Origin of the sequence: Streptomyces sp. NBC_01497, assembly GCF_036250695.1 — a bacterium.
GTDB lineage: Bacteria > Actinomycetota > Actinomycetes > Streptomycetales > Streptomycetaceae > Streptomyces.
Window position 1 is genome coordinate 5,746,428 of the sequence record NZ_CP109427.1, and the last position, 21,020, is coordinate 5,767,447.

At 71.0% G+C, this 21,020-nt stretch carries 19 protein-coding genes; 14 read left to right on the top strand and 5 right to left on the bottom strand.

Going from position 1 to position 21,020, the window contains the following annotated elements; all coding sequences use genetic code 11:
* Window positions 1–167: 167 nt before the first annotated feature.
* From OG310_RS24155 to OG310_RS24195, 9 genes are all read left to right on the top strand, one after another.
* Complete coding sequence (locus tag OG310_RS24155; protein WP_329457959.1) at window positions 168–527, top strand: histidine triad nucleotide-binding protein; 360 nt, start codon at window positions 168–170, stop codon at window positions 525–527.
* A 15-nt stretch (window positions 528–542) separates the two neighbouring features.
* Complete coding sequence (locus tag OG310_RS24160) at window positions 543–1,454, top strand: ribonuclease Z (protein ID WP_329457960.1); 912 nt, start codon at window positions 543–545, stop codon at window positions 1,452–1,454.
* A gap of 115 nt (window positions 1,455–1,569) precedes the next feature.
* The gene (locus OG310_RS24165) at window positions 1,570–2,640 is read left to right on the top strand and encodes a carbohydrate kinase family protein (RefSeq protein WP_329460348.1); all 1,071 of its coding nucleotides are present in this window, start codon (window positions 1,570–1,572) and stop codon (window positions 2,638–2,640) included.
* A 218-nt stretch (window positions 2,641–2,858) separates the two neighbouring features.
* Window positions 2,859–3,890 carry a PhoH family protein gene (locus OG310_RS24170; protein ID WP_329457961.1) on the top strand — a complete coding sequence of 344 codons (1,032 nt, stop codon included), beginning with the start codon at window positions 2,859–2,861 and terminating at the stop codon, window positions 3,888–3,890.
* Between the two features lie 22 nt (window positions 3,891–3,912).
* The gene (gene ybeY, locus OG310_RS24175; RefSeq protein WP_329460349.1) at window positions 3,913–4,410 is read left to right on the top strand and encodes an rRNA maturation RNase YbeY; all 498 of its coding nucleotides are present in this window, start codon (window positions 3,913–3,915) and stop codon (window positions 4,408–4,410) included.
* Window positions 4,407–5,711 (top strand): hemolysin family protein, encoded by a 1,305-nt coding sequence (locus OG310_RS24180; RefSeq protein WP_329457962.1) that lies wholly within the window; start codon window positions 4,407–4,409, stop codon window positions 5,709–5,711. Before ybeY ends, OG310_RS24180 begins: the two co-directional genes overlap by 4 nt.
* A complete protein-coding gene (locus OG310_RS24185; protein WP_329457963.1) occupies window positions 5,708–6,109 on the top strand; it encodes an MmcQ/YjbR family DNA-binding protein in 402 nt (133 codons plus the stop codon). Before OG310_RS24180 ends, OG310_RS24185 begins: the two co-directional genes overlap by 4 nt.
* A gap of 237 nt (window positions 6,110–6,346) precedes the next feature.
* A complete protein-coding gene (locus tag OG310_RS24190) occupies window positions 6,347–7,756 on the top strand; it encodes a WXG100-like domain-containing protein (protein WP_329457964.1) in 1,410 nt (469 codons plus the stop codon).
* A gap of 4 nt (window positions 7,757–7,760) precedes the next feature.
* Entirely contained in the window at window positions 7,761–8,102 is a 342-nt protein-coding gene (locus OG310_RS24195; protein WP_329457965.1) for a hypothetical protein, read from the top strand.
* Between the two features lie 114 nt (window positions 8,103–8,216).
* Here OG310_RS24195 and OG310_RS24200 read toward each other — a convergent pair whose 3' ends face one another.
* From OG310_RS24200 to OG310_RS24220, 5 genes are all read right to left on the bottom strand, one after another.
* Window positions 8,217–9,002 carry a class I SAM-dependent methyltransferase gene (locus tag OG310_RS24200; protein ID WP_329457966.1) on the bottom strand — a complete coding sequence of 262 codons (786 nt, stop codon included), beginning with the start codon at window positions 9,000–9,002 and terminating at the stop codon, window positions 8,217–8,219.
* 71 nt (window positions 9,003–9,073) lie between these two features.
* Window positions 9,074–10,243 (bottom strand): 4-hydroxybenzoate 3-monooxygenase, encoded by a 1,170-nt coding sequence (locus OG310_RS24205; RefSeq protein WP_329457967.1) that lies wholly within the window; start codon window positions 10,241–10,243, stop codon window positions 9,074–9,076.
* A gap of 139 nt (window positions 10,244–10,382) precedes the next feature.
* Window positions 10,383–10,592, bottom strand: coding sequence for a DUF397 domain-containing protein (locus OG310_RS24210; protein ID WP_329457968.1), 210 nt, complete (start codon window positions 10,590–10,592; stop codon window positions 10,383–10,385).
* Between the two features lie 91 nt (window positions 10,593–10,683).
* Window positions 10,684–10,893: a DUF397 domain-containing protein gene (locus tag OG310_RS24215; protein ID WP_329457969.1), complete on the bottom strand. Its 210-nt coding sequence runs from the start codon at window positions 10,891–10,893 to the stop codon at window positions 10,684–10,686.
* Complete coding sequence (locus OG310_RS24220) at window positions 10,890–11,717, bottom strand: helix-turn-helix domain-containing protein (RefSeq protein WP_329457970.1); 828 nt, start codon at window positions 11,715–11,717, stop codon at window positions 10,890–10,892. Before OG310_RS24220 ends, OG310_RS24215 begins: the two co-directional genes overlap by 4 nt.
* A 324-nt stretch (window positions 11,718–12,041) precedes the next feature.
* Between OG310_RS24220 and OG310_RS24225 the strand changes: the two genes are divergently transcribed.
* The 5 genes from OG310_RS24225 (at window position 12,042) to leuA (ending at window position 20,949) form a co-directional block, all read left to right on the top strand.
* Window positions 12,042–12,338, top strand: coding sequence for a hypothetical protein (locus OG310_RS24225; protein ID WP_329457971.1), 297 nt, complete (start codon window positions 12,042–12,044; stop codon window positions 12,336–12,338).
* A 219-nt stretch (window positions 12,339–12,557) separates the two neighbouring features.
* Window positions 12,558–16,958 carry a carboxypeptidase regulatory-like domain-containing protein gene (locus OG310_RS24230; protein WP_329457972.1) on the top strand — a complete coding sequence of 1,467 codons (4,401 nt, stop codon included), beginning with the start codon at window positions 12,558–12,560 and terminating at the stop codon, window positions 16,956–16,958.
* 312 nt (window positions 16,959–17,270) lie between these two features.
* Window positions 17,271–17,645 carry a cytidine deaminase gene (locus OG310_RS24235; protein ID WP_329457973.1) on the top strand — a complete coding sequence of 125 codons (375 nt, stop codon included), beginning with the start codon at window positions 17,271–17,273 and terminating at the stop codon, window positions 17,643–17,645.
* A gap of 50 nt (window positions 17,646–17,695) precedes the next feature.
* A complete protein-coding gene (gene era / locus OG310_RS24240; RefSeq protein WP_329457974.1) occupies window positions 17,696–18,655 on the top strand; it encodes a GTPase Era in 960 nt (319 codons plus the stop codon).
* Between the two features lie 545 nt (window positions 18,656–19,200).
* Window positions 19,201–20,949, top strand: a complete 1,749-nt coding sequence (gene leuA / locus OG310_RS24245; protein WP_329457975.1) for a 2-isopropylmalate synthase — start codon at window positions 19,201–19,203, stop codon at window positions 20,947–20,949.
* Window positions 20,950–21,020 lie beyond the last annotated feature (71 nt).

A 21,020-nucleotide genomic window follows, 5' to 3' on the forward strand; every position in this document is an offset into this window, starting at 1 on the left:
GGCGGCGCCCACGGCGACGTGCGGCGCGTCGAACGGGACGCGACGGGTCGCGACGGGCCGTCGGGCGCCCGGACGGGCCCGGCGGCGCGCGCGGGCGGGGCGAACGCCGGGCGCCCGGACGGATACGATGCCCGACGTACGGAGCGAAGGAGATGAGGGCCCGGATCATGGCAGGAGAACCGCAGGCGGATTGCCTGTTCTGCAAGATCGTCGCGGGGGACGTGCCCGCCACGGTCGTGCGCGAGAGCGCGACCACCGTCGCCTTCCGGGACATCAACCCGCAGGCGCCCACGCACGTCCTCGTCATTCCCCGGGCGCACTACCCCGACGCGGCGTCCCTCGCCGCCGCGGAACCGGGGATCGCGGCCGATGTGCTGCGTGAGGCCGCCGCGGTCGCGGCCGACGACAAGGTCGACGCGGGCGGTTACCGCGTCGTCTTCAACACCGGCAGTGGCGCGGGCCAGACCGTCTTCCACGCGCACGCCCACGTCCTGGGCGGGCGCGGCCTCAACTGGCCTCCCGGATAGCGGGCGGCGGACGCCATGTCCGTACGCGAACTCGTCGTTCTCGGCACCGCGAGCCAGGTGCCGACCCGCCGGCGCAACCAGAACGGCTACCTCCTGCGCTGGGACGGCGAGGGGCTGCTGTTCGACCCGGGCGAGGGCACGCAGCGGCAGATGCTGCGCGCCGGGGTCGCCGCGCACGACATCGACCGGCTGTGCGTGACGCACTTCCACGGCGACCACGCGCTCGGCCTCGCCGGGGTGATCCAGCGGATCAACCTCGACCGCGTGCCGCACCCGGTCACCGCGCACTACCCGGCGAGCGGGCAGCACTTCTACGAGCGGCTCGCGTACGCGACGTCGTACCGCGAGAGCGTCGCGATCGCGCAGGGCCCCGTCGCGGGCGACGGGCTCGTGACGCTCGCCGAGACGCCCGCGTACACCCTTGACGCGCACCGGCTCTCGCACCCGGTCGAGGCGTACGGCTACCGGCTCACCGAGCCCGACGGCCGCACCATACTGCCCGCCCTGCTCGCCGAGCACGGCATCGCGGGCCCGGACGTCGGCGTGCTGCAGCGCGAGGGCGAACTGCGAGGTGTGCGGCTGGCGGACGTCAGCAGGGCCCGGCGCGGCCAGCGGTTCGCTTTCGTCATGGACACCCGGTTGTGCCAGGGCGTGAGCGTGCTGGCCGAGGGGTGCGACCTGCTGGTCGTGGAGTCGACGTTCCTCGACGAGGACGAGGCGCTGGCCGTGGACTTCGGTCATATGACGGCCGGGCAGGCCGGATCCGTCGCACGCGAGGCGGGCGCCCGGCACCTCGTCCTGACGCATTTCTCCCAGCGCTACGACGACCCCGACGTCTTCGGTCGGCAGGCCCGCGCGGCGGGCTTCACCGGCGACATCACGGTCGCGGACGACCTCATGCGCGTGCCGCTGCCGCGGCGGAGATGACCGGATCGGGCAGACTGGCGGGAACGCACGCAACCAGGAGCACGCCGTGATCCCACGTGAACGCACCGGAGAGACGTCGGCAAGGACAGGACGAGGCAGTGGCGCGGAGCCGCGCATCGACCCGCTGGGCGGGCTGAGGGCGCACGGCGACCCCGACTGCGACGTCTACCTGACCGGAACCGTCTTCCTGGACATCATCCTCACCGGGCTCGACAGCGCGCCGGTACGCGGCACCGAGTCCTGGGCGCGGGGCATGGGATCGAGCCCCGGGGGCGTCGCGAACATGGCGTCCGCCCTGGCCAGGCTCGGCCTGCGGACCTCGCTGTCCGCCGCGTTCGGTGACGACCACTACGGCGAGTACTGCTGGGACGCACTCGAACAGGGCGAAGGCATCGACCTCTCACGTTCGCGCACCGTGGCGGGCTGGCACTCCCCGGTCACCGTCTCCATGGCGTACGAGGGCGAACGCACGATGGTCTCGCACGGTCACGAGGCGCCGCCGCCCGCGGGCGCGCTGCCCGAGTGCCCGCCGCGCGCGCGGGCCGCCGTCGCGTCCCTTTCGCCCGGCCGCCCGCAGGAGTGGGTCGCGACCGCCGCCGCGAACGGGGCACGGATCTTCGCCGATGTCGGCTGGGACGACACGGGCCGCTGGGACCTGGGCGCCCTCTCCGATCTGGGGCACTGCGAGGCCTTCCTGCCCAACGCGGCCGAGGCGATGCGCTACACGCGCACCGACTGCCCGCGCGCCGCCGCCCGGGCGCTCACCGCGTACGTGCCCGTCGCCGTCGTCACGCTCGGCTCCGAGGGCGCGTACGCCGTGGACGGCCGCACCGGTGAGACCGCCGAGGTGCCGGCCATCGCGGTCGAGGCGCTCGACCCGACCGGCGCGGGAGACGTCTTCATGGCGGGCTTCATCACCGGCACCCTCGCGGGCTGGCCCCTCGCCGACCGGCTCGCCTTCGGCGGCCTCACGGCCGCTCTCTCCGTGCAGGAGTTCGGCGGCTCCCTCTCGGCGCCCGGCTGGGCCGAGGTGGCGGCCTGGTGGAGCTACGCGCAGAGCGACGGCGGCCAGGACCCGGACGGCCTGCGCCGGTACGCCTTCCTGACGTCCCTGCTGCCCGCCCCTGCCCGGCCCTGGCCGCTGCGGCGCGCGGTGCCGACGATCGGTTTCGGCCGCTCGTCCTGACGTACGGCGTGCGTCCGCGACCCGGCGTGGCGGGGGACGACGGACGGTGCGGGCCCGGGTGGGGAGCGTGACCGTGGCGTAGTTTTCCCGATGCGTTCCCTTCCTGGTCGAAAAGTCCTTCGGGCATGTCGGTACGGGGTCGTACGCTGGTACTCCAGAGGTTGTCGAGCAGCGAGAACCCTGCAACGGGAGGTATGTGCAGGCCACAGCGCCGGCCCATGACTCAGACACCCACAGCCCAGCAGCCCGCGCAGGACCGGGCCAAGGCCCGGATCACCGTCCCGGCCAAGCACCCGATGGTGACGGTCCTGGGATCGGGGGATTCCCTCCTCCGCGTGATCGAGAAGGCGTTCCCGTCCGCCGACATCCACGTACGGGGCAACGAGATCAGTGCCTCGGGCAGTACGCCCGATGTGGCGCTGATCCAGCGCGTGTTCGACGAGATGATGCTGGTGCTCCGCACCGGTCAGCCGATGACGGAGGACGCAGTGGAACGTTCCATCGCGATGCTCAGGGCGAGCGAGAGCGGCGGTGCGGACGGCACGGAGACGCCCGCCGAGGTGCTCACCCAGAACATCCTGTCCAGCCGGGGCCGGACGATCCGGCCGAAGACGCTCAACCAGAAGCGCTATGTCGACGCCATCGACAAGCACACGATCGTCTTCGGCATCGGCCCGGCCGGTACGGGCAAGACGTACCTCGCCATGGCCAAGGCCGTGCAGGCCCTGCAGGCCAAGCAGGTCACGCGGATCATCCTGACCCGCCCCGCCGTCGAGGCGGGCGAGCGGCTCGGCTTCCTGCCCGGCACGCTCTACGAGAAGATCGACCCGTACCTGCGCCCGCTGTACGACGCACTGCACGACATGCTCGACCCGGAGTCCATTCCGCGCCTGATGGCGGCGGGCACGATCGAGGTCGCCCCGCTGGCCTACATGCGCGGCCGCACCCTGAACGACGCGTTCATCATCCTGGACGAGGCGCAGAACACGAACCCCGAACAGATGAAGATGTTCCTGACCCGGCTCGGCTTCGAATCGAAGATCGTGATCACGGGCGATGTCACCCAGGTCGACCTGCCCGGGGGCACGAAGAGCGGCCTGCGCCAGGTCCAGGACATCCTGGACGACGTGGAGGATGTGCACTTCTCCCGCCTCACGTCGCAGGATGTCGTACGGCACAAGCTCGTCGGCCGTATCGTCGACGCCTACGAGAAGTACGACAGCCGCACCGGAAACGATCAGCGGCACTGACCGGGGAGTGTCCCAGCGCACCATGTCGATCGACGTCAACAACGAGTCAGGAACCGAGGTCGACGAGCAGGCGATCCTCGACATCGCCCGCTACGCGCTCACCAGGATGCGTATCCACCCGCTCTCCGAACTGTCGGTGATCGTGGTGGACGAGGCGGCCATGGAGCAGCTCCACATCCAGTGGATGGATCTCCCCGGCCCCACCGATGTGCTGTCCTTCCCGATGGACGAACTGCGTCCGCCGGCGAAGGACGAGGAGGAGCCCCCGCAGGGGCTCCTCGGGGACATCGTGCTCTGCCCCGAGGTGGCCCTGAAGCAGGGCCAGGAGGCCGATACGCAGCACACCATGGACGAGGAGCTCCAGCTCCTCACCGTGCACGGTGTGCTGCACCTCCTCGGCTACGACCACGAGATGCCCGACGAGAAGGCCGAGATGTTCGGCCTTCAGGCGGCCATCGTGGACGGCTGGCGGGCCGAGCACGGGCTTGAGGGCCCGTCGCCCGCGCCCACCGTGTCGTGAGCGCCTCACTGATCATCGGGGCGGTCGCGCTGATCGTCGTGGCCTGGCTCGCCGCCTGCGCGGAGGCGGGCCTCGCCCGCGTCTCCAGCTTCCGTGCCGCCGAGGCCGTACGGACGAACCGCCGGGGCGCGGCCAAGCTGGCGCAGGTCGCCTCGGACCCGACGCGCTACCTCAACATGGCGCTGCTGGTCCGGGTGGCCTGCGAGATGGCGGCGGCGGCGCTCGTCACGTACGTGTGCGTCAAGCAGTTCGACTCCACCTGGGAGGCGCTGCTGGTCGCCATCGGTGTGATGGTGCTCGTCTCGTACGTGGCGGTCGGCGTGTCGCCCCGTACGATCGGCCGCCAGCACCCGCTGAACACCTCCACGGCCGCCGCGTACGTGCTGCTGCCGCTGGCTCGTGTCATGGGTCCCGTCCCGGCCCTGCTGATCCTCCTCGGCAACGCCCTGACGCCCGGCAAGGGCTTCCGCAAGGGTCCGTTCGCGAGCGAGGCGGAACTGCGCGCGCTGGTGGACCTCGCGGAGCAGGAGTCGCTGATCGAGGACGAGGAGCGCCGCATGGTGCACTCGGTCTTCGAACTCGGGGACACACTCGTACGCGAGGTGATGGTGCCGCGCACGGACCTCGTCGCCATCGAGCGGTACAAGACGATCCGGCAGGCCACGACGCTGGCGCTGCGCTCCGGCTTCTCCCGCATCCCGGTGACGGGGGAGAACGAGGACGACATCGTCGGCGTCGTCTACCTGAAGGACCTCGTCAGGAAGACGCACGTGAACCGGGACTCGGAGTCCGACCCGGTCTCCACGGTGATGCGCCCGGCCTCGTTCGTGCCCGACACGAAGAACGCGGGCGACCTGCTGCGCGAGATGCAGCAGGAGCGCAACCACGTCGCGGTCGTCATCGACGAGTACGGCGGCACGGCGGGCATCGTCACGATCGAGGACATCCTGGAGGAGATCGTCGGCGAGATCACCGACGAGTACGACCGGGAACTGCCGCCCGTCGAGGAGGTCGGCGACGGCTCGTACCGGGTGACGGCACGGCTCGACGTGGAGGACCTGGGCGAACTCTTCGGCCTTGAGGCGTTCGACGACGAGGACGTGGAGACGGTCGGCGGACTGCTCGCGAAGGCGCTCGGCCGCGTGCCGATCGCGGGCGCGACGGCCGAGATCGACCTCCCGGACGGCCGCAGGCTGCGCCTGACGGCACAGGACCCGGCGGGCCGCCGCAACAAGATCCTCACCATCCTCGCGGTGCCCCTCCCGGCCGCCGCCGAGCGGGGGGACCAGGTGCCGTCGTGACAGCGCACGCCCGGGGCGCCGGGGACGCGGGCCGAGCGCTCACAGCCCCGGCGCTGCGGGCGTTCTGCCTGGACTTCGGCGCCGCGACCGAGGAGACGCCCTTCCCGCGCAACCCGGACGTGACGGTCTACAAGGTCGAGGGCAAGATCTTCGCGATCTGCGCACCGGCCGAGGAGCCCCTGAAGGTCTCCCTGAAATGCGACCCGGAGGAAGCCGTCCGGCTGCGCGCCGGCCACCCGGCGATCGCCCCCGGCTGGCACCTCAACAAACGCCACTGGAACACCGTGACGGTCGGCGGACTTCCCCCGCGCATGGTGCGCGAGCTGATCGAGGACAGCTACGACCTGGTGGTGGCGGGCCTGCCGCGCGCCACGCGGCTGCGGCTGGACCGGGCTTGAGGCGGTCGGGTCCGGGGCGGTCGAGGGACCGGTGCCTCCGGCTCCCTCTGCCGAGCGGTGAGGCCCTGCGTGCGGCCTCGTTGCTTCGCCGGGCGCCGGGGCCCCTTGTTCCTCGGGCTCGTTGATGTGACGCTTGGCGTCGTCGTCGGCAGCAGGGGGACGAGTCGTGCAACCCGGTGTTGAAGCCGGCCTCGGCATCTCGACCGGGGCAGTGGGGCCTCCGCCACGGAGTGGCCGGTGAGCCGCCCGGCGGACGATGGTGGTGGGGGCGGAAGCCAGTCGATCGATCTGTATCCGGATGATCTGAACGCGGTGGCGGGGAAGTTCGCCACGGGGCAGAACGATCTCGACACGGCGGCGAGTGCGCTGAACGCGGCGTTGCAGAGCGCGGCGGGTATGGCGGGCAACGACGATTACGGCCATAACTTCGCGCGGAAGTACGATCCGGCGGCCAAGGCGCTGTTCCACACGCTGTCCGCGGGTATCCGTGCGATCGGGCAGGCCTCGGAAGCTCTGGTGACGACGGCCAACAACTATCTCAAGGCCGATCACCACTCGAATGCCGCCAAGGGCAAGGGTGCGCCGAAGCTGTATCCGTGGCCGTTGGTGGTCACCGACATCATGTATCCGGACCCGGCGTCGGCGGTCGGGCCGGGGCATTCGTCGGTGCCCTCGGTCATCGCGAAGTACTGGCCGAACGGGCATCAGGACAAGCTCAGGGATGCCGCGACCGCCTATCGGACGGCGTCCACGGCGATCCAGGGGATCGGTCGGGCTCTGCACGGGCAGGTGCAGTCGCTGACGGACAACAACTCGGATGATTCCGTGCGTGCGATGGCCGGTTTCTGGGCCAAGATCTGGCAGGACGGCGGGAACACGGGGAAGGCGCCGCTGTCGGCGGCGCACGACGCGTGCGACAAGTTGGCGTCGGCGTGTGACAAGTTCGCGCATGCCATTGATGAGGCGCACAGCAGTACGGAGGAGAAGCTGGCCGGGGCGGGTATCGCGGTCGGTCTGACGACGGCGGTGGGCGTGCTCCTGACGGTGGTCACGGCTGGTGCTTCGGACGCGGGTGCGGCTGCTCTGGACGGGGCGGAGGCCGGTGCGATCCTCGGTGGTGTCGAGGCGACGGCGGAAGCGGCGATCGCGGAGATCGACACCGCTGTTATCGCGGATGTCGGCACGGAGTTGGAGGCGGCTGCGGAGGCCGTGCCCGAGATCGAAGCCGTCGACGCGGAGACCACCGAGGTCGACGAGGCACTCGACCGGGAACTGTCCGAGACCGAAACCCGCGACGAGGGTGAGCCGGCCGACGAGGACGTGCCGAAGACCTACGAGGAGAAGTCCACGGCGGTCCGCGACATCATGACGGACGAGGACGGCAACCTCATCGGCACCGAGGACGCCAAGGGCGTCCGTATGGTGACCGAGGAGCAAATCCAGCAAACCCGCACCGAGCTGCAGGAACGCCTGGGTGAGCCCACCATCAAGTCCACTCCGAAGGGCGACATCGAGACCTGGCGGCTGTCCGACGACCCGCCGTCCACCGTGACCTACCGGCCTTTCAGCAAATCAGGCGGGCCCACCATCGACATGAACGACGTGGACGGCCTGGACGCGAAGCGACTCCACATTCCGCAACACTGAGGACATGAGCATGCCGACCGACGAGGAATACACCGAAGAACTCGACTACCTGGCTGAGTACGTGCATGACGACTGGCTCGGGTTCTCCGTGGTCGTGGGAACGGTCGGAAAGCTGCTCGGCAAGGGGCGCACTCTGGAGGAGCGCACGGGGCTGCTCGTGCGTATCGTCGGCGATCTGCTGGCCCAGGGTGCCGAGGCGGGGGATCTGACGGACGATCCCGATCGCCCCTTCACCGCGTGGGGCACCAGCAGGGACGAGACGCTCTCACGGATCAAGTCCGCCATCGATGGCCTCGGTCGCCTGCCCGAGTCCGGGGATATCTGCTGGTTCACCGTCGACGACTGACGCGACGCAGCACCGTGGATCTTCCGCCGGGCACCGGAGTGCCGGTCATCCATGGGCAGAGCCGCCGGCTGCGGGGTGCTGACTACGACGGTCACCCGCGACCACGAGCGGCCGTCATCCTGTCGCGGTCTCCGCGTCGGCGATCAGCACCCGGTAGCCGTAGTCGACGCTCTCGCGGGTGAGCAGGTCCGCGTGGCGGCGGGCCCAGGCGCCGGAGTCGAGGTCGGCGCGCAGCCGTTCCATGGCGGGTTCGACGACGGCGGCGGGCAGTTGCGCGAACGTCGAGTTGGCAGCGCGCACCGCCGGGTCGAGGAACTGCTCGGGGCGGCGCCAGTAAGCGGTCTGGAAACCGTCGGTGAAGTCGTGCGGGATGGGGAACTCCAGCACCGTGTGCGCGCTCATCAGCCGGGCCACCTCGGCGACCGGCGTGAACCGGCCCTCCTCCAGCGTCCGGATCTCGGGCAGGTACTCGGACATCAGCCAGAGCTCCGGGCGATGGGACACGTCCCAGGTGAAGACCACCTGCCGCCGCGCGACGCGGCGCAGTTCGGCGAGGCCGCGCGCCAGGTCGCTCCAGTGGTGCACGGTCATCACGGCCATCGCCGCGTCGAACGAGCCGTCCGGGAAGGGCAGTTCCTCGGCCCCGGCCCGTACCTTCACCGGGCCCGGGTGCTGGTCGAGCATCACCTGCGACGGTTCGACGGCGGTCACGGCCAGGTCCTCCGGCTCGTACGAACCGGCGCCCGCACCGACGTTGACGACGGTCCGCGCGTCGCCGAGGGCGCTCCGCAACAGCGCCGCGAGCCGGGGATCCGGACGCCGGACGGCGCGGTAGCCGACTCCGATCCGGTCGTACACGGGAGGGGCGGTGTGCGGGTGGTCCGCGGAAGAGGTCTCCATGCCGCCATCCTGGCGTACGGGGCGACGCGGAGCTGCCCGCGGGCGTGGACCGGTGCCCGCCGCCGGGAGTGTCAGCCGATCCCGGCCATGAGGTCGGTGAAATGACGGGCGACGGTGGGGGATTCGGTCAGGCTCGCCAGACGGGCGCGGGCGAGGCCCCGGCGGAAGGGACCGACCCGGGAGGAATCCCCGGAGTCGTGCGTGGCCTCCAGCAGCCAGTTGCAGAACTCCATGTAGCGCCACACACGGCGGAGGCAGACGCCGGTGTAGTCGCGCAGCCCCGACTCGTCGTCGTCGTGGACCGCCGCGCGTACGGCCCGGGCGAAGACGTCGGCGTCGTGTAGGGCGAGGTTCATGCCCTTGCCGCCGAGCGGCAGGATGATGTGTGCCGCGTCCCCGACCAGGAAGAGACGGCCCCAGCTCATCGGGTCGTGCACCACACTGCGCAGAGCGAACACCTCCGTCTCGGTGATCGCCCCGGTGGGCAGCCCGGGATCACCGAGGCGGTCGCGCAACTCCGACCAGATCCGCGACGCGGGCCAGTCCGCGGGCGTGTCCTCGGACCCGCACTGGAGGTAGAAGCGGCTGGCCGCCGGGCCCCGCGCGAACTGCGCCGCGTAACCGGCGTCGCTGACGGACAGCATGGGGTGCGGGTAGGGAGACGTGTCCGCCAGCACCGTGAGCCAGCCGATGCCGCCATGGTCGAAGGAGGAGGTCGTCAGGGCGCCATCGGGAACGCTGGCCCGGCTGACACCATGGAATCCGTCACAGCCGGCCACGTAACGGCATGTGAGGGTGTGTTCCTCACCCGCCGCGTCGCGGTAGCGGACGGTGGGCCGGTCCGCGTCGAGGTCGTGCAGACTCACCTCGGCCGCGTCGAAGCGCAGGTCGACACCCTCGTCCAGCACGGTGTCGATGAGATTGCGCACGAGCACCTGCTGCGGGACGAGTACGCCGCCGACAGCGTCGTCACCGAGCACGTGGACGGTTCCGTCCACCCGGATCTCCAGACGCCCTGAGCGCGGTGCGCCCGCGAACAGCCGGTCGGCCAGGCCCCATCCGGCGAGCATCTCGGCAGCCTGGTACTCGACGATCCCGGCGCGCTGCCGCTTCTCGATGTGCTCGCGCGAGCGGACCTCCAGCACGACGCAGTCCACGCCGCAGCGGCGCAGCAGGGCGGCCACGGTCAGCCCGGCGGGGCCGCCCCCGACCACCACGACCGCCGTGTTCTCTGTGACCATGTTCCACCCCTCGCTCAGGCCGCTGCTCGCACGCAGGTCGAAGATCGAAACCGTTCGCGATCGACAGTAGCCGTCGAGGATGCCGTGCCACAGGACTTTCGCGACGCCCAGCACAGCGGGTACGGAGGCGTCGAGTCGGTCAGGCGGTGCCGAACTCCCCGGCCTTGACGCCCGCTACGAAGGACGTGAAGGCGCCGGTGGGGAGGGTGAGGGCGGGGCCGGCGGGGTTCTTGGAGTCGCGGACGGGGACGATGCCGTGCGCGGTGGCGAGGTTGGCGGCGACCTCGACGCAGTTGCCACCGTTGTTGCTGTAGGAGGACGTGAACCAACGCGGGATTTCGGTCGTCACGGGGTGCCCTTTCCTTGCGGATGGTGGGCGAGGCCCCGCCGGGCCGTCCGGGTTCGGTGTGGCGGGGCTTTCGCGCCGGGCCGGTCGGTGGTCAGGCGGTGCCGAACTCCCCGGCCTTGACGCCCGTTACGAAGGACGTGAAGGCGCCGGTGGGGAGGGTGAGGGTGGGGCCGGTGGGATTTTTGGAGTCGCGGACGGGGACGATGCCGTGCGCGGCGGCGAGGTTGGCGGCGACCTCGACGCACTGGCCGCCGTTGTCGCTGTAGGAGGACGTGAACCAACGCGGGGTTTCGGTCGTCACGGGGTGCCCTTTCTTACCTGCTGGATCAAGGCCACGGATGCTGCCTGCGACGGTGCTTCGGCCTGGAGTTGATGGTAGGCCGTCAATATGGGGAGTACGAACTGGTTGTCGCGTTCGAGATGGCCCTGTTGGGCGGACTCCGCGTAGGACATCAGCGACCGGTCCGGCAGGGTGAGGATGGTTACCGGAAGATTGAATGGGCGACGGGTTCCCATGGCGAACGGGGCGATCTGGAGCACGGTGGTGGGTAGTTCGGCGAACTCAATCAGCCGCGCGAACTGGGCCTCCATCACACTGCGTTCACCCACGGGCCGCAGGAGACAGCCCTCGTCCAGCACCACGAACACCAAGGGTGGCGGTGTACGGGCAATGGCGGCTTGTCGCTCCAACGTCAAGGAGACACGTTCTTCCGCCTGCTCGGGCGGGATGGCTCCTCGCTTGACCGCGCTCTGGGCCAGGGCGGCCGCGTACTCCGGCGTCTGGAGCAGACCGGGCATGACCCCGACCTCGTAGAGCCGGATCTCCGCTGCGCGGCTCTCGTGCTCGATGAACTCGGGGAAGCCCTCCAGCAGGCTGCCGTGCCGCATCTCGCGCCATTCACGTTCGAACACGTCGCCCGAGTTCAGGGCCTCGTCCGCGCGCCGCGCCAGGCGCAAGGTTGGAATCTTGCGACCCGTTTCGACGGACGACAGATGCGTGCTGGAATACCCGATCCGGTTGCCCAACTCATCCTGAGTCCAGCCGCGCTCCATCCGTAACCGGCGCATTCGCGCACCGAAGGCAGCCTGTGGCGACCTCTCCGGGTCCAACTCCTTGATGTTCACCGTGCTGACACCGACCTTTCGTCCTTTCCCGAAACGTTGAAGACGTCCTGACTCTAGGCCACGCTGAACGCCCTTGGTAGTGGAATGACTACGGAGAGGAGCCAACGTGTGTCCCGAGGGCGGCCCCCCGAACGATCAGGAACCATCACGCGCGCTGGCCTCGGCGCACACCTGCGCCGCCTCGTCCGCGTGCCTGACCTGCGGAGAACTCGAACGGGCCGAAGTCGCGGCCCGCTCCGAGCATGACCGCAGCAGGGCGGTGGACTGCCGGGTGCTGCTCCGACGTCACCGGGACGCGAACGGCTGTCCTGGCCGGAGGTCGGAGTGAGGGAACCGGGTCCGTTGTGGCCCGAGTTCAACCCCTTGCGCTTCCCGCCGTGCGCGTGCCCGCGCTGCCGCGACGACGAGGACGGGGACGGGGACAGGGGGAACGAGGCCGAGGCCGGTGGCGCGGCGGCCACCGCCCGGGACGCGGCCGTGACCGATGGCGAGGGCGCCGGGGCTGCGACCGGGGCCGACGGCGACTCCGTCCTGCTGCGGCGGCTCCGCGAACGGGTCGCGGAGGAGAACGCGTTGCGCAGCTCGCTCCGGGCGGCCTCGTATCCGCCGGCTGGAGCATGACGGGAAACGTGGCCACTTGTCGGGTGATGGCATCTCAACTCGCCCTGCTCGAAGGGGAGTCAGCGCCCGTCGCCGGTCCGCTCATGGTGATGTGTTTGCCTCGTCGTGGAATTCTTTTGACGTACGGCGGGAGATCGTTTTGTCGGCATGTCACCTGCCCCCCGCCTCGGGCATGTCTTCCGGTACCACCTCGTTCTCCTTCACCCCGTGGAGTTCCTCATGCGTACCCCGAGACCGGTCCCCACAGGGCCCGGCAGGCTCAGACGCCTGTTGTCCGGCCCCCTGCGCGCGGCCGAGAACCGGCCCGAACACGTACAGACCGAACACGTACAGACCGAGCACATACGGTCCGGCCGCAGCCGAGCGCACCGGTTCCTCGCAGCGACCGGTGCCCTCTCGCTCGCTCTCGTGCTGCTCCAGATACCCGCCCAGGCCGCGTCCGCCGCGCCTGTGGCCTCCTCGTCCGCCTCCGCGGCCTCCGGCCCGTCCGCCGAACGCGGCACCACGCAGTCGCTCTGCGGGAAGCCCAAGCCGGGCTTCGCCGCCTGCTTCGCCATCCGCCGCACCGACGTGCACTCCTCGCTCGGGCTCCAGCCGGGCACGGCGGGTGCCGACGAGGGACCGGCCGGGTTCTCTCCGGCCGATCTGCGTTCCGCCTACGCGCTGCCGGCCGACGGTGGAGCGGGCGCGACGATCGCGATCGTCGACGCGTACGACGACCCCACCGCGGAGTCCGACCTGGCCCTGTACCGGGCGCAGTTCGGGCTTCCCGCCTGCGACACGGAGAACGGCTGCTTCCGCAAGGCCGACGAGCGCGGCGGTGCCGCGTACCCGCAGGCGGACCCCGACTGGGCCGGTGAGATCTCCCTCGACCTCGACATGGTCTCGGCGATCGCGCCGAAGGCGCACATCCTGCTCGTCGAGGCGGACGCTCCCAGCAACGAGGACCTGGGCGCGGCGGAGAACACCGCGGTCGGCCTGGGTGCCAAGTACGTGTCCAACTCCTGGGGCGCGTACGACGACAGCGCCGGCAACAGGGCCTTCGACGAGGCGTACTTCAACCACCCGGGTGTCGCCGTGGTGGCCAGTAGCGGCGATTCCGGGTACGGAGTGAGCTGGCCCGCCTCGTCCCCGTACGTCACGGCCGTGGGCGGCACCTCGCTCGCCCGGGACAGCGGCACCTCCCGCGGCTGGTCCGAGTCGGTGTGGAACTCGGTGAACTCGGTCGGGATCTGGGGCGCGCCGGGCTCGGGCTGCTCCGTCGCCGAGCCGAAGCCGGCCTTCCAGAACGACGCGGACTGCGCCGGGCGTTCGGTGGCCGACGTCAGCGCCGTCGCCGACCCGGCCACCGGTGTGGCCGTCTACGACTCGTACACGGGCGGCGGCTGGAACGTCTTCGGCGGCACCAGCGCCGCGTCGCCGATCATCGCCGGTGTCTACGCCCTGGCGGCGTCCCCGGTCGCGACCACCTATCCGCAGTCGTACCCGTACCTGACGCCGAGCGCGCTCAACGACGTGACCAAGGGCGACAACGCCAGTTGCGCGAACGTGGGGCAGTGCGGTTACGGCACCACGCCCGACTGCACGCCCCGCTACGAGTGCGCGGCGGGCGTCGGCTACGACGGGCCCACCGGACTCGGCACGCCGAACGGCACCGCGGGCTTCAAGCCGGGACCGCACGCCACGGTCGACGGCACGGTGACGGACTCCGCCACCGGCGCCCCGGTGGCCGGAGCGACCGTGGCCCTGGGCGGTTTCCAGGCCACCACCGACGCCGGAGGGCACTGGACGATCGCCGCGCAGGTCGGTTCCTACCCGCTGTCGGTCAGCGCGTTCGGTTACGCGGACGCCGACCTCGGCACCCTGGACCTCGCCGACGGCGACACGGTGACGAAGGACGCGGCGCTCACCGCCGTACCCACCAGGACCATCTCCGGGACCGTTCGCGACGGCGGCGGCCACGGCTGGGGCCTGTACGCGGAGATCACCCTCGACGGCGTGCCCGGAACGGTCTTCACCGACCCGAAGAGCGGTGCCTACGCGGTCAAGGTCCCCGCTGACCACACCTACACGCTGCACGCCACCGCGCTCTACCCGGGCTACCGCACGGCCGACGCGACCGTGGCCGTCACCGGTGCGTCCGGGGAGGCCGACTTCGCCCTGCCGCTCGACACCACCGCCACCCTCGCTCCCGGCTACGCGATCACGTACCACGGCGGCGGGCTCCAGTCCTTCGACACCTCCTCGGCGCCGGGCGGCTGGACGGTCAAGAACAACACGGACGCCGGCGGCTTCGCCTTCGACGACCCGCTGAACCGCGGCAACCAGACCGGCGGCGGCGGACGCTTCGCCATCGTCGACGACTACGCCCTCGGCTGGGGCCCGACCGACACGGAACTGATCAGCCCCGCCTACGACTTCAGCAAGGAGAAGACCCCGGAGCTGGACTTCGACACGTCGCTTCCCGCGGCCCTGCGGCTCGACGACCCGACCGCGGACGTCGACGTGAGCACCGACGGCGGCGCCACCTGGAAGACGGTGTGGCACCACACCGACGTCGTGAGCGGGCCCTCGCACGAGGTCGTGCCGCTGACCGCCTACGCGGGCGAGTCCGACGTCACGGTCCGCTTCCACTTCTCCGGCAGCCTGACCGGCTACTGGGAAATCGACAACGTTGCCATCGGTACGCGCGCCCTGGCCACCGTGCCGGGCGGTCTGCTGGTCGGCCAGGTCGGCGACGCCAACACCGGCAAGGGCGTCACGGGAGCGACCGTCCGCAGCACCACCGCGCCGGCGGACACCGGGCGAAGCGTCGCCTCGCCCGGCGACCCCGCGACCGGCGACGGCTTCTACTGGGCCTTCTCCAGCGCCACCGGCAAGCGTGCCTTCACGGCCGACCTCGCGGGCTTCGGCTACCCGGCCGTCAGTCAGAAGGTGAACGTCAAGGCCGACACCGTCACCAGCGCCGACTTCGCACTCCATCCCGCCTCGCTGCGGGTGAACGAGAGCGCGGTCGGCGCCGACGTGGCCTGGGGCGACAGCAAGACCGTGTCCGTCACGGTCGAGAACACCGGAGGCTCACCGGCCCACCTCGCGCTCGGCGAGCAGGCGGTCGGTACGGCCGGCACTCCACTGGCACCAGTGACCGCGGCTCCCGAGCGGCACGCCGCCACCACGCTGACCCCGACGACCGCCCCCGAACCGGGCAGGGCCGCGAACGTACCGCGCGCGGGCGGCTCCGCCGAGCCCTCCGGCGACGGCGACGGCGGCAGTGCCTGGCAGCCGGCCGCGGACCTGCCGGGCGCCGGCTACGGCGGGATCGCCGCCGTCGTGAACGGTGTGCTCTACGCGGGACTCGGCGAGCAGCCGGGCGGGCAGTGGTCCAACTCGCTCTACTCCTACGACGCGTCGTCCGCGTCCTGGACGAAGCTCGCCGACGCCACCACCCGGCGGCTGAACCCCGCCTACGGCGTCATCCGCGGCAAGCTGTACGTCACAGGAGGCAAGGACGCGGCCGGTCAGCCGATAGCCGGCGGCGAGGTCTACGACCCGGCCACCGGCGCCTGGTCCCAGATCGCCGACCAGCCCACCGCATACGGCGAGTCGGGGTCGGCCGTGGTCGGCGACAAGCTCTACGTCGTCGGCGGCTGCGACGTCCTGAACTGCGGTACGACGGACGTCCAGGTCTACGACCCGGCGACGGACAGCTGGTCGGCCGGGGCGCCGTATCCGCGTCCGGTCTCCTACTCGTCGTGTGCCACCACGGACGGCGTGCTCTACTGCGCCGGCGGAGCCGACGAGCCGAGTGGTGTCCAGCCCACCGACACCGCCTCCGGCTACGCGCTCGACGCGGCGGCCGGGAAGTGGAAGCCGATCGCCGACGCGCCGGCCGACTTCTGGGGAGCTGCCACCACCGCCGCCGACGGGCAGCTGCTCGTCGCGGGCGGCGACCAGCTCAGCGCGCAGGCCATCACCAACCAGGCGTTCTCCTACGACCCGGCGCGCGACGCGTGGTCGGTACTGCCGAACCTGGCGGCACCGGTGCTCGGCGCCGCCGCCGCACCGGGCTGGTACGTGATCGGAGGAGAGGACGAACTCCTCGCGCCGCAGAGCGCGGTGAGCCGGCTCCCGGGCTACGACCAGCCGCACGCCGACGTGCCGTGGCTGTCGGAGAAGGCGTCCTCGCTCACGGTGGGCGCGGGCAGGTCGGTCACGGTGAAGCTGACACTCGACGCCACCGGCATGGGGTCGGCCGATCTCGGTGAGCACCAGGCCCGGTTGGTGATCGACAGCGACATCCCGTACGGCTCGGTCAGCGAACCCGTCTCCCTGTCGGTGACGGCCCCGGCGGGCTGGGGACTCCTGACCGGCACCGTCAGCGGCAAGGACGCGGCGGGCTCCGTCGCGCCGCTGCCCGGCGCCGTCGTCCAGATCGACACGAAGAACGGCGACTTCACGCTCGGCACGGACCCGGACGGCCGCTACCAGCTGTGGCTGCCCGCCAAGGACAACCCGCTGACGGTGATCGCCGCCGCCGACGGCTACCAGCCCGACACCCGGAAGGTGAAGATCATCAAAAACGGCACGACAGGCGCGGACTTCACCCTGGCGAAGAGGTAGGAGCCCGGCCGGGGCCGGCCGCCGCCGACGAGCGGCGTCCGGCCCCGGCGCGGACCGGCACGCCCGGTTCCCGCCCGTACCCACGCGGACCGGCGGCACGCGCGTACGCCCCGGCTCAACGCCGTCCCTCGAACCCCGCCTGCCTGCGCGGCGGTCCGGCCGCCGCCGGAACCGGGGGCGACCGGGCCGCCGCCGGAACCGGGGGCGACCGCGCCGCCGCCGGGACCTGGGGCGACCGCGCTGCCGCCGCGCCCGCCGTCCGGATCGCCCCGCGCACATCCGGCGCCGGACCCGCTCCCTATGCTCGGGCCCATGACACAGAGCACCGGACCAGGTCAGGAAGCCGTCGCCCTCGATCCCGAGGACCGCAAGATCGTCACGCTGGCGCGCAGCGCCCGCGCCCGCAACGGTGTGCCCGAGGGCGCGGCCGTCCGCGACGAGACCGGCCGTACGTACGTCGCCGGCACGGTCGCTCTCGACTCGCTGCGGCTGAGCGCCCTGCGTACGGCCGTCGCGATGGCCGTGGCGAGCGGCGCGACCTCGCTGGAGGCGGCGGCCGTGGTCTCGGCGGCGGACGCCCTCGCCGACGAGGACCGCGCGGCCGTCCGTGACCTCGGTGGCGCCGCGACGCCGGTGTTCCTCGCGGGCCCCGACGGCACCGTCCGCTCGTCGGTCACGGCGGGCTGAGCCCCGCTGACACGGCAGGGTGGTCGGCGAAGGGGCGGCGATCGGGGACAATGGCCCGCATGAGCGTCATCACCCCACGGTCCGAGACGGCCGAAGCACCCCACAAGGCGGGCTTCGCCTGCTTCGTCGGCCGCCCCAACGCGGGCAAGTCCACTCTCACGAACGCTCTGGTGGGCCAGAAGGTGGCGATCACCTCCAACCGCCCGCAGACCACCCGTCACTCGGTCCGCGGCATCGTCCACCGCCCCGAGGCACAGCTGATCCTGGTGGACACGCCGGGCCTGCACAAGCCGCGCACTCTGCTGGGTGAGCGCCTCAACGACATCGTGCGCGCCACCTGGGCCGAGGTCGACGTGATCGGTTTCTGTCTGCCCGCCGACCAGAAGCTCGGCCCCGGCGACCGGTTCATCGCCAAGGAACTGGCCGGGATCAAGAGGACGCCCAAGGTCGCGGTCGTCACGAAGACCGACCTGGTGGACTCGAAGACGCTCGCCGAGCAGCTGATCGCCATCGACCAGCTTTCCGTGGAGCTCGGCTTCACCTGGGCGGAGATCGTGCCGGTGTCCGCGGTGGCGGACCAGCAGGTGGGCCTGCTGGCGGATCTGCTCGTACCGCTGATGCCGGACAGCCCGCCGCTCTACCCCGAGGGCGACCTCACCGACGAGCCGGAGCTGGTCATGGTCGCGGAGCTGATCCGCGAGGCCGCGCTCGAAGGCGTACGGGACGAGCTGCCGCACTCGATCGCCGTGGTGGTCGAGGAGATGCTGCCGCGCACCGACCGTCCCGCGGACCGGCCGCTGGTGGACATCCACGCCAACGTGTACATCGAGCGGCCCAGCCAGAAGGGGATCATCATCGGCCCCAAGGGCAGCCGGCTCAAGGAGGTCGGGACGAAGTCCCGCAAGCACATCGAGGCGCTGCTCGGCACGCCGGTCTTCCTGGACCTGCACGTGAAGGTCGCGAAGGACTGGCAGCGCGACCCCAAGCAGCTGCGCAAGCTCGGATTCTGACCCGCACACCCGCACACCCGCACACCCGCACACCCGCGGACTTGGCCGCCCGTTCGGGGCGTCCCGTCCGTACGGGAAGCAGCTACGCCGTATACCCGGCCGTGTCCGGCCCGTACGGGGCCGGGCCGGTGTCGCACGCGTCCGCGGCGGGTCCCGCCCGCGGGCGCCGTGGTGTGTCCCGGCGGGGCGCCGCGATCCCCCGCCGAAGTGGTCCGCGTCACACCGCCGCTGACGTGGGCAGCCGCCGCCCGTGACCCGTATCACGCCGTGCTCCCGGGCGCCCCGCGCGCGTTCCGGCCGCCGGGTCCCGCATGCTGATACGGGACTCTTGCCGTCGGGGCAGGTGGGATACAGTTCCGACATCATGCGTTACGGGCTGCTTCTCCTTAGCTGCCGCGGCGAGGGTCTGTTGTCGTAGGTCGGCCCCCTCCCCGCGGAGTTCGGTGCTGCGGTGATCCACCGCCCCGTCGGCCGTCCCACAGTCTCGCGCGGACCTCAAGGTCCTTCACGGACCTCCGCGGACACCACGAGGAGCCCTTCGCCCCATGTCTCGTCAGACGCCGATCACGAACGCGACGCACACCCAGAAGTCCTCCGGGATGCCGATCCACAAGTACGGCCGGTACGACGCCGTGGACATCCCCGACCGCACGTGGCCCGAGAACCGGGTCACGGTCGCGCCGCGCTGGCTCTCCACCGACCTGCGTGACGGCAACCAGGCACTGATCGACCCGATGTCGCCGGCCCGCAAGCGCGAGATGTTCGACCTGCTGGTCCGCATGGGCTACAAGGAGATCGAGGTCGGCTTCCCGGCCTCCGGCGAGACCGACTTCGCGTTCGTACGGTCGATCATCGAGGACCCGGACGCGATCCCCGAGGACGTGACGATCTCCGTGCTGACCCAGGCGCGCGAGGAGCTGATCGAGCGGACCGTCGAGTCCCTGCGCGGCGCGCACCGGGCCACCGTCCACCTGTACAACGCGACGGCGCCGACGTTCCGGCGCGTCGTCTTCGGCGGTACGAAGGACCAGATCAAGCAGATCGCCGTGGACGGCACGCGGCTGGTGATGGAGTACGCGGAGAAGATCCTCGGCCCCGAGACCACCTTCGGCTACCAGTACAGCCCGGAGATCTTCACGGACACCGAGCTGGACTTCGCGCTGGAGGTCTGCGAGGCCGTCATGGACGTCTGGCAGCCCGAGGAAGGCCGCGAGATCATCCTCAACCTGCCTGCCACGGTGGAGCGTTCAACGCCGTCGACGCACGCGGACCGGTTCGAGTGGATGTCGCGGAACCTGTCCCGCCGCCCGTACGTGTGCCTGTCCGTGCACCCGCACAACGACCGCGGTACCGCCGTCGCCGCCGCCGAACTCGCGCTGATGGCGGGTGCGGACCGGATCGAGGGCTGCCTGTTCGGCCAGGGCGAGCGCACCGGCAACGTCGACCTGGTCACCCTGGGCATGAACCTCTTCTCGCAGGGCGTCGACCCGCAGATCGACTTCTCGCAGATCGACGAGATCCGCCGTACCAGCGAGTACTGCAACCAGATGGAGATCCACCCGCGCCACCCCTACGCGGGCGACCTGGTCTACACGTCCTTCTCCGGCTCCCACCAGGACGCCATCAAGAAGGGGTTCGACGCGCTGGAGGCCGACGCCGCCGCGCAGGGCGTCACCGTGGACCGGATGCAGTGGAACGTCCCGTACCTGCCGATCGACCCCAAGGACGTCGGCCGCTCCTACGAGGCGGTCATCCGCGTCAACTCGCAGTCCGGCAAGGGCGGTATCGCGTACGTCCTGAAGAACGAGCACCACCTGGACCTGCCGCGCCGCATGCAGATCGAGTTCTCGCGGATCATCCAGGCGAAGACCGACGCCGAGGGCGGCGAGGTCACGCCGGCCGAGATCTGGGCGGCCTTCCAGGACGAGTACCTGCCGAATCCGGACAATCAGTGGGGCCGGATCCAGCTGCGTTCCGGTCAGTCGACGGTGGACACGGAGGGTCGCGACACCCTGACCGTGCAGGCCGCGGTGGACGGCCAGGAGCACGAGCTGACCGCCACGGGCAACGGCCCGATCTCCGCCTTCTTCGAGGCTCTGGCCGCCGTCGGCGTGGACGCCCGGCTGCTGGACTACCAGGAGCACACCCTCAGCGAGGGTGCTCGTGCGCAGGCCGCGTCGTACATCGAGTGCGCGATCGACGGCAAGGTGATGTGGGGCATCGGCATCGACGCGAACACCACACGCGCCTCGCTGAAGGCCGTCGTCTCCGCGGTCAACCGCGCGGGCCGCTGATCACGCCGACGGCGGGTGATCACCCGTGGTGACATCGCCTGGGGTGATCACAGTATGACTTTCCGTGCACA

Excerpts from the sequence above, each read along its gene's own strand:
- OG310_RS24160 (WP_329457960.1), top strand. The coding sequence starts at position 543 with ATGTCCGTACGCGAACTCGTCGTTCTCGGCACCGCGAGCCAGGTGCCG.
- OG310_RS24155 (WP_329457959.1), top strand. The coding sequence starts at position 168 with ATGGCAGGAGAACCGCAGGCGGATTGCCTGTTCTGCAAGATCGTCGCG.
- OG310_RS24200 (WP_329457966.1), bottom strand. The coding sequence starts at position 9,002 with ATGGAGACCTCTTCCGCGGACCACCCGCACACCGCCCCTCCCGTGTAC.
- OG310_RS24170 (WP_329457961.1), top strand. The coding sequence starts at position 2,859 with ATGACTCAGACACCCACAGCCCAGCAGCCCGCGCAGGACCGGGCCAAG.
- OG310_RS24195 (WP_329457965.1), top strand. The coding sequence starts at position 7,761 with ATGAGCATGCCGACCGACGAGGAATACACCGAAGAACTCGACTACCTG.
- ybeY (WP_329460349.1), top strand. The coding sequence starts at position 3,913 with ATGTCGATCGACGTCAACAACGAGTCAGGAACCGAGGTCGACGAGCAG.
- OG310_RS24235 (WP_329457973.1), top strand. The coding sequence starts at position 17,271 with ATGACACAGAGCACCGGACCAGGTCAGGAAGCCGTCGCCCTCGATCCC.
- era (WP_329457974.1), top strand. The coding sequence starts at position 17,696 with ATGGCCCGCATGAGCGTCATCACCCCACGGTCCGAGACGGCCGAAGCA.
- leuA (WP_329457975.1), top strand. The coding sequence starts at position 19,201 with ATGTCTCGTCAGACGCCGATCACGAACGCGACGCACACCCAGAAGTCC.
- OG310_RS24205 (WP_329457967.1), bottom strand. The coding sequence starts at position 10,243 with ATGGTCACAGAGAACACGGCGGTCGTGGTGGTCGGGGGCGGCCCCGCC.
- OG310_RS24230 (WP_329457972.1), top strand. The coding sequence starts at position 12,558 with ATGCGTACCCCGAGACCGGTCCCCACAGGGCCCGGCAGGCTCAGACGC.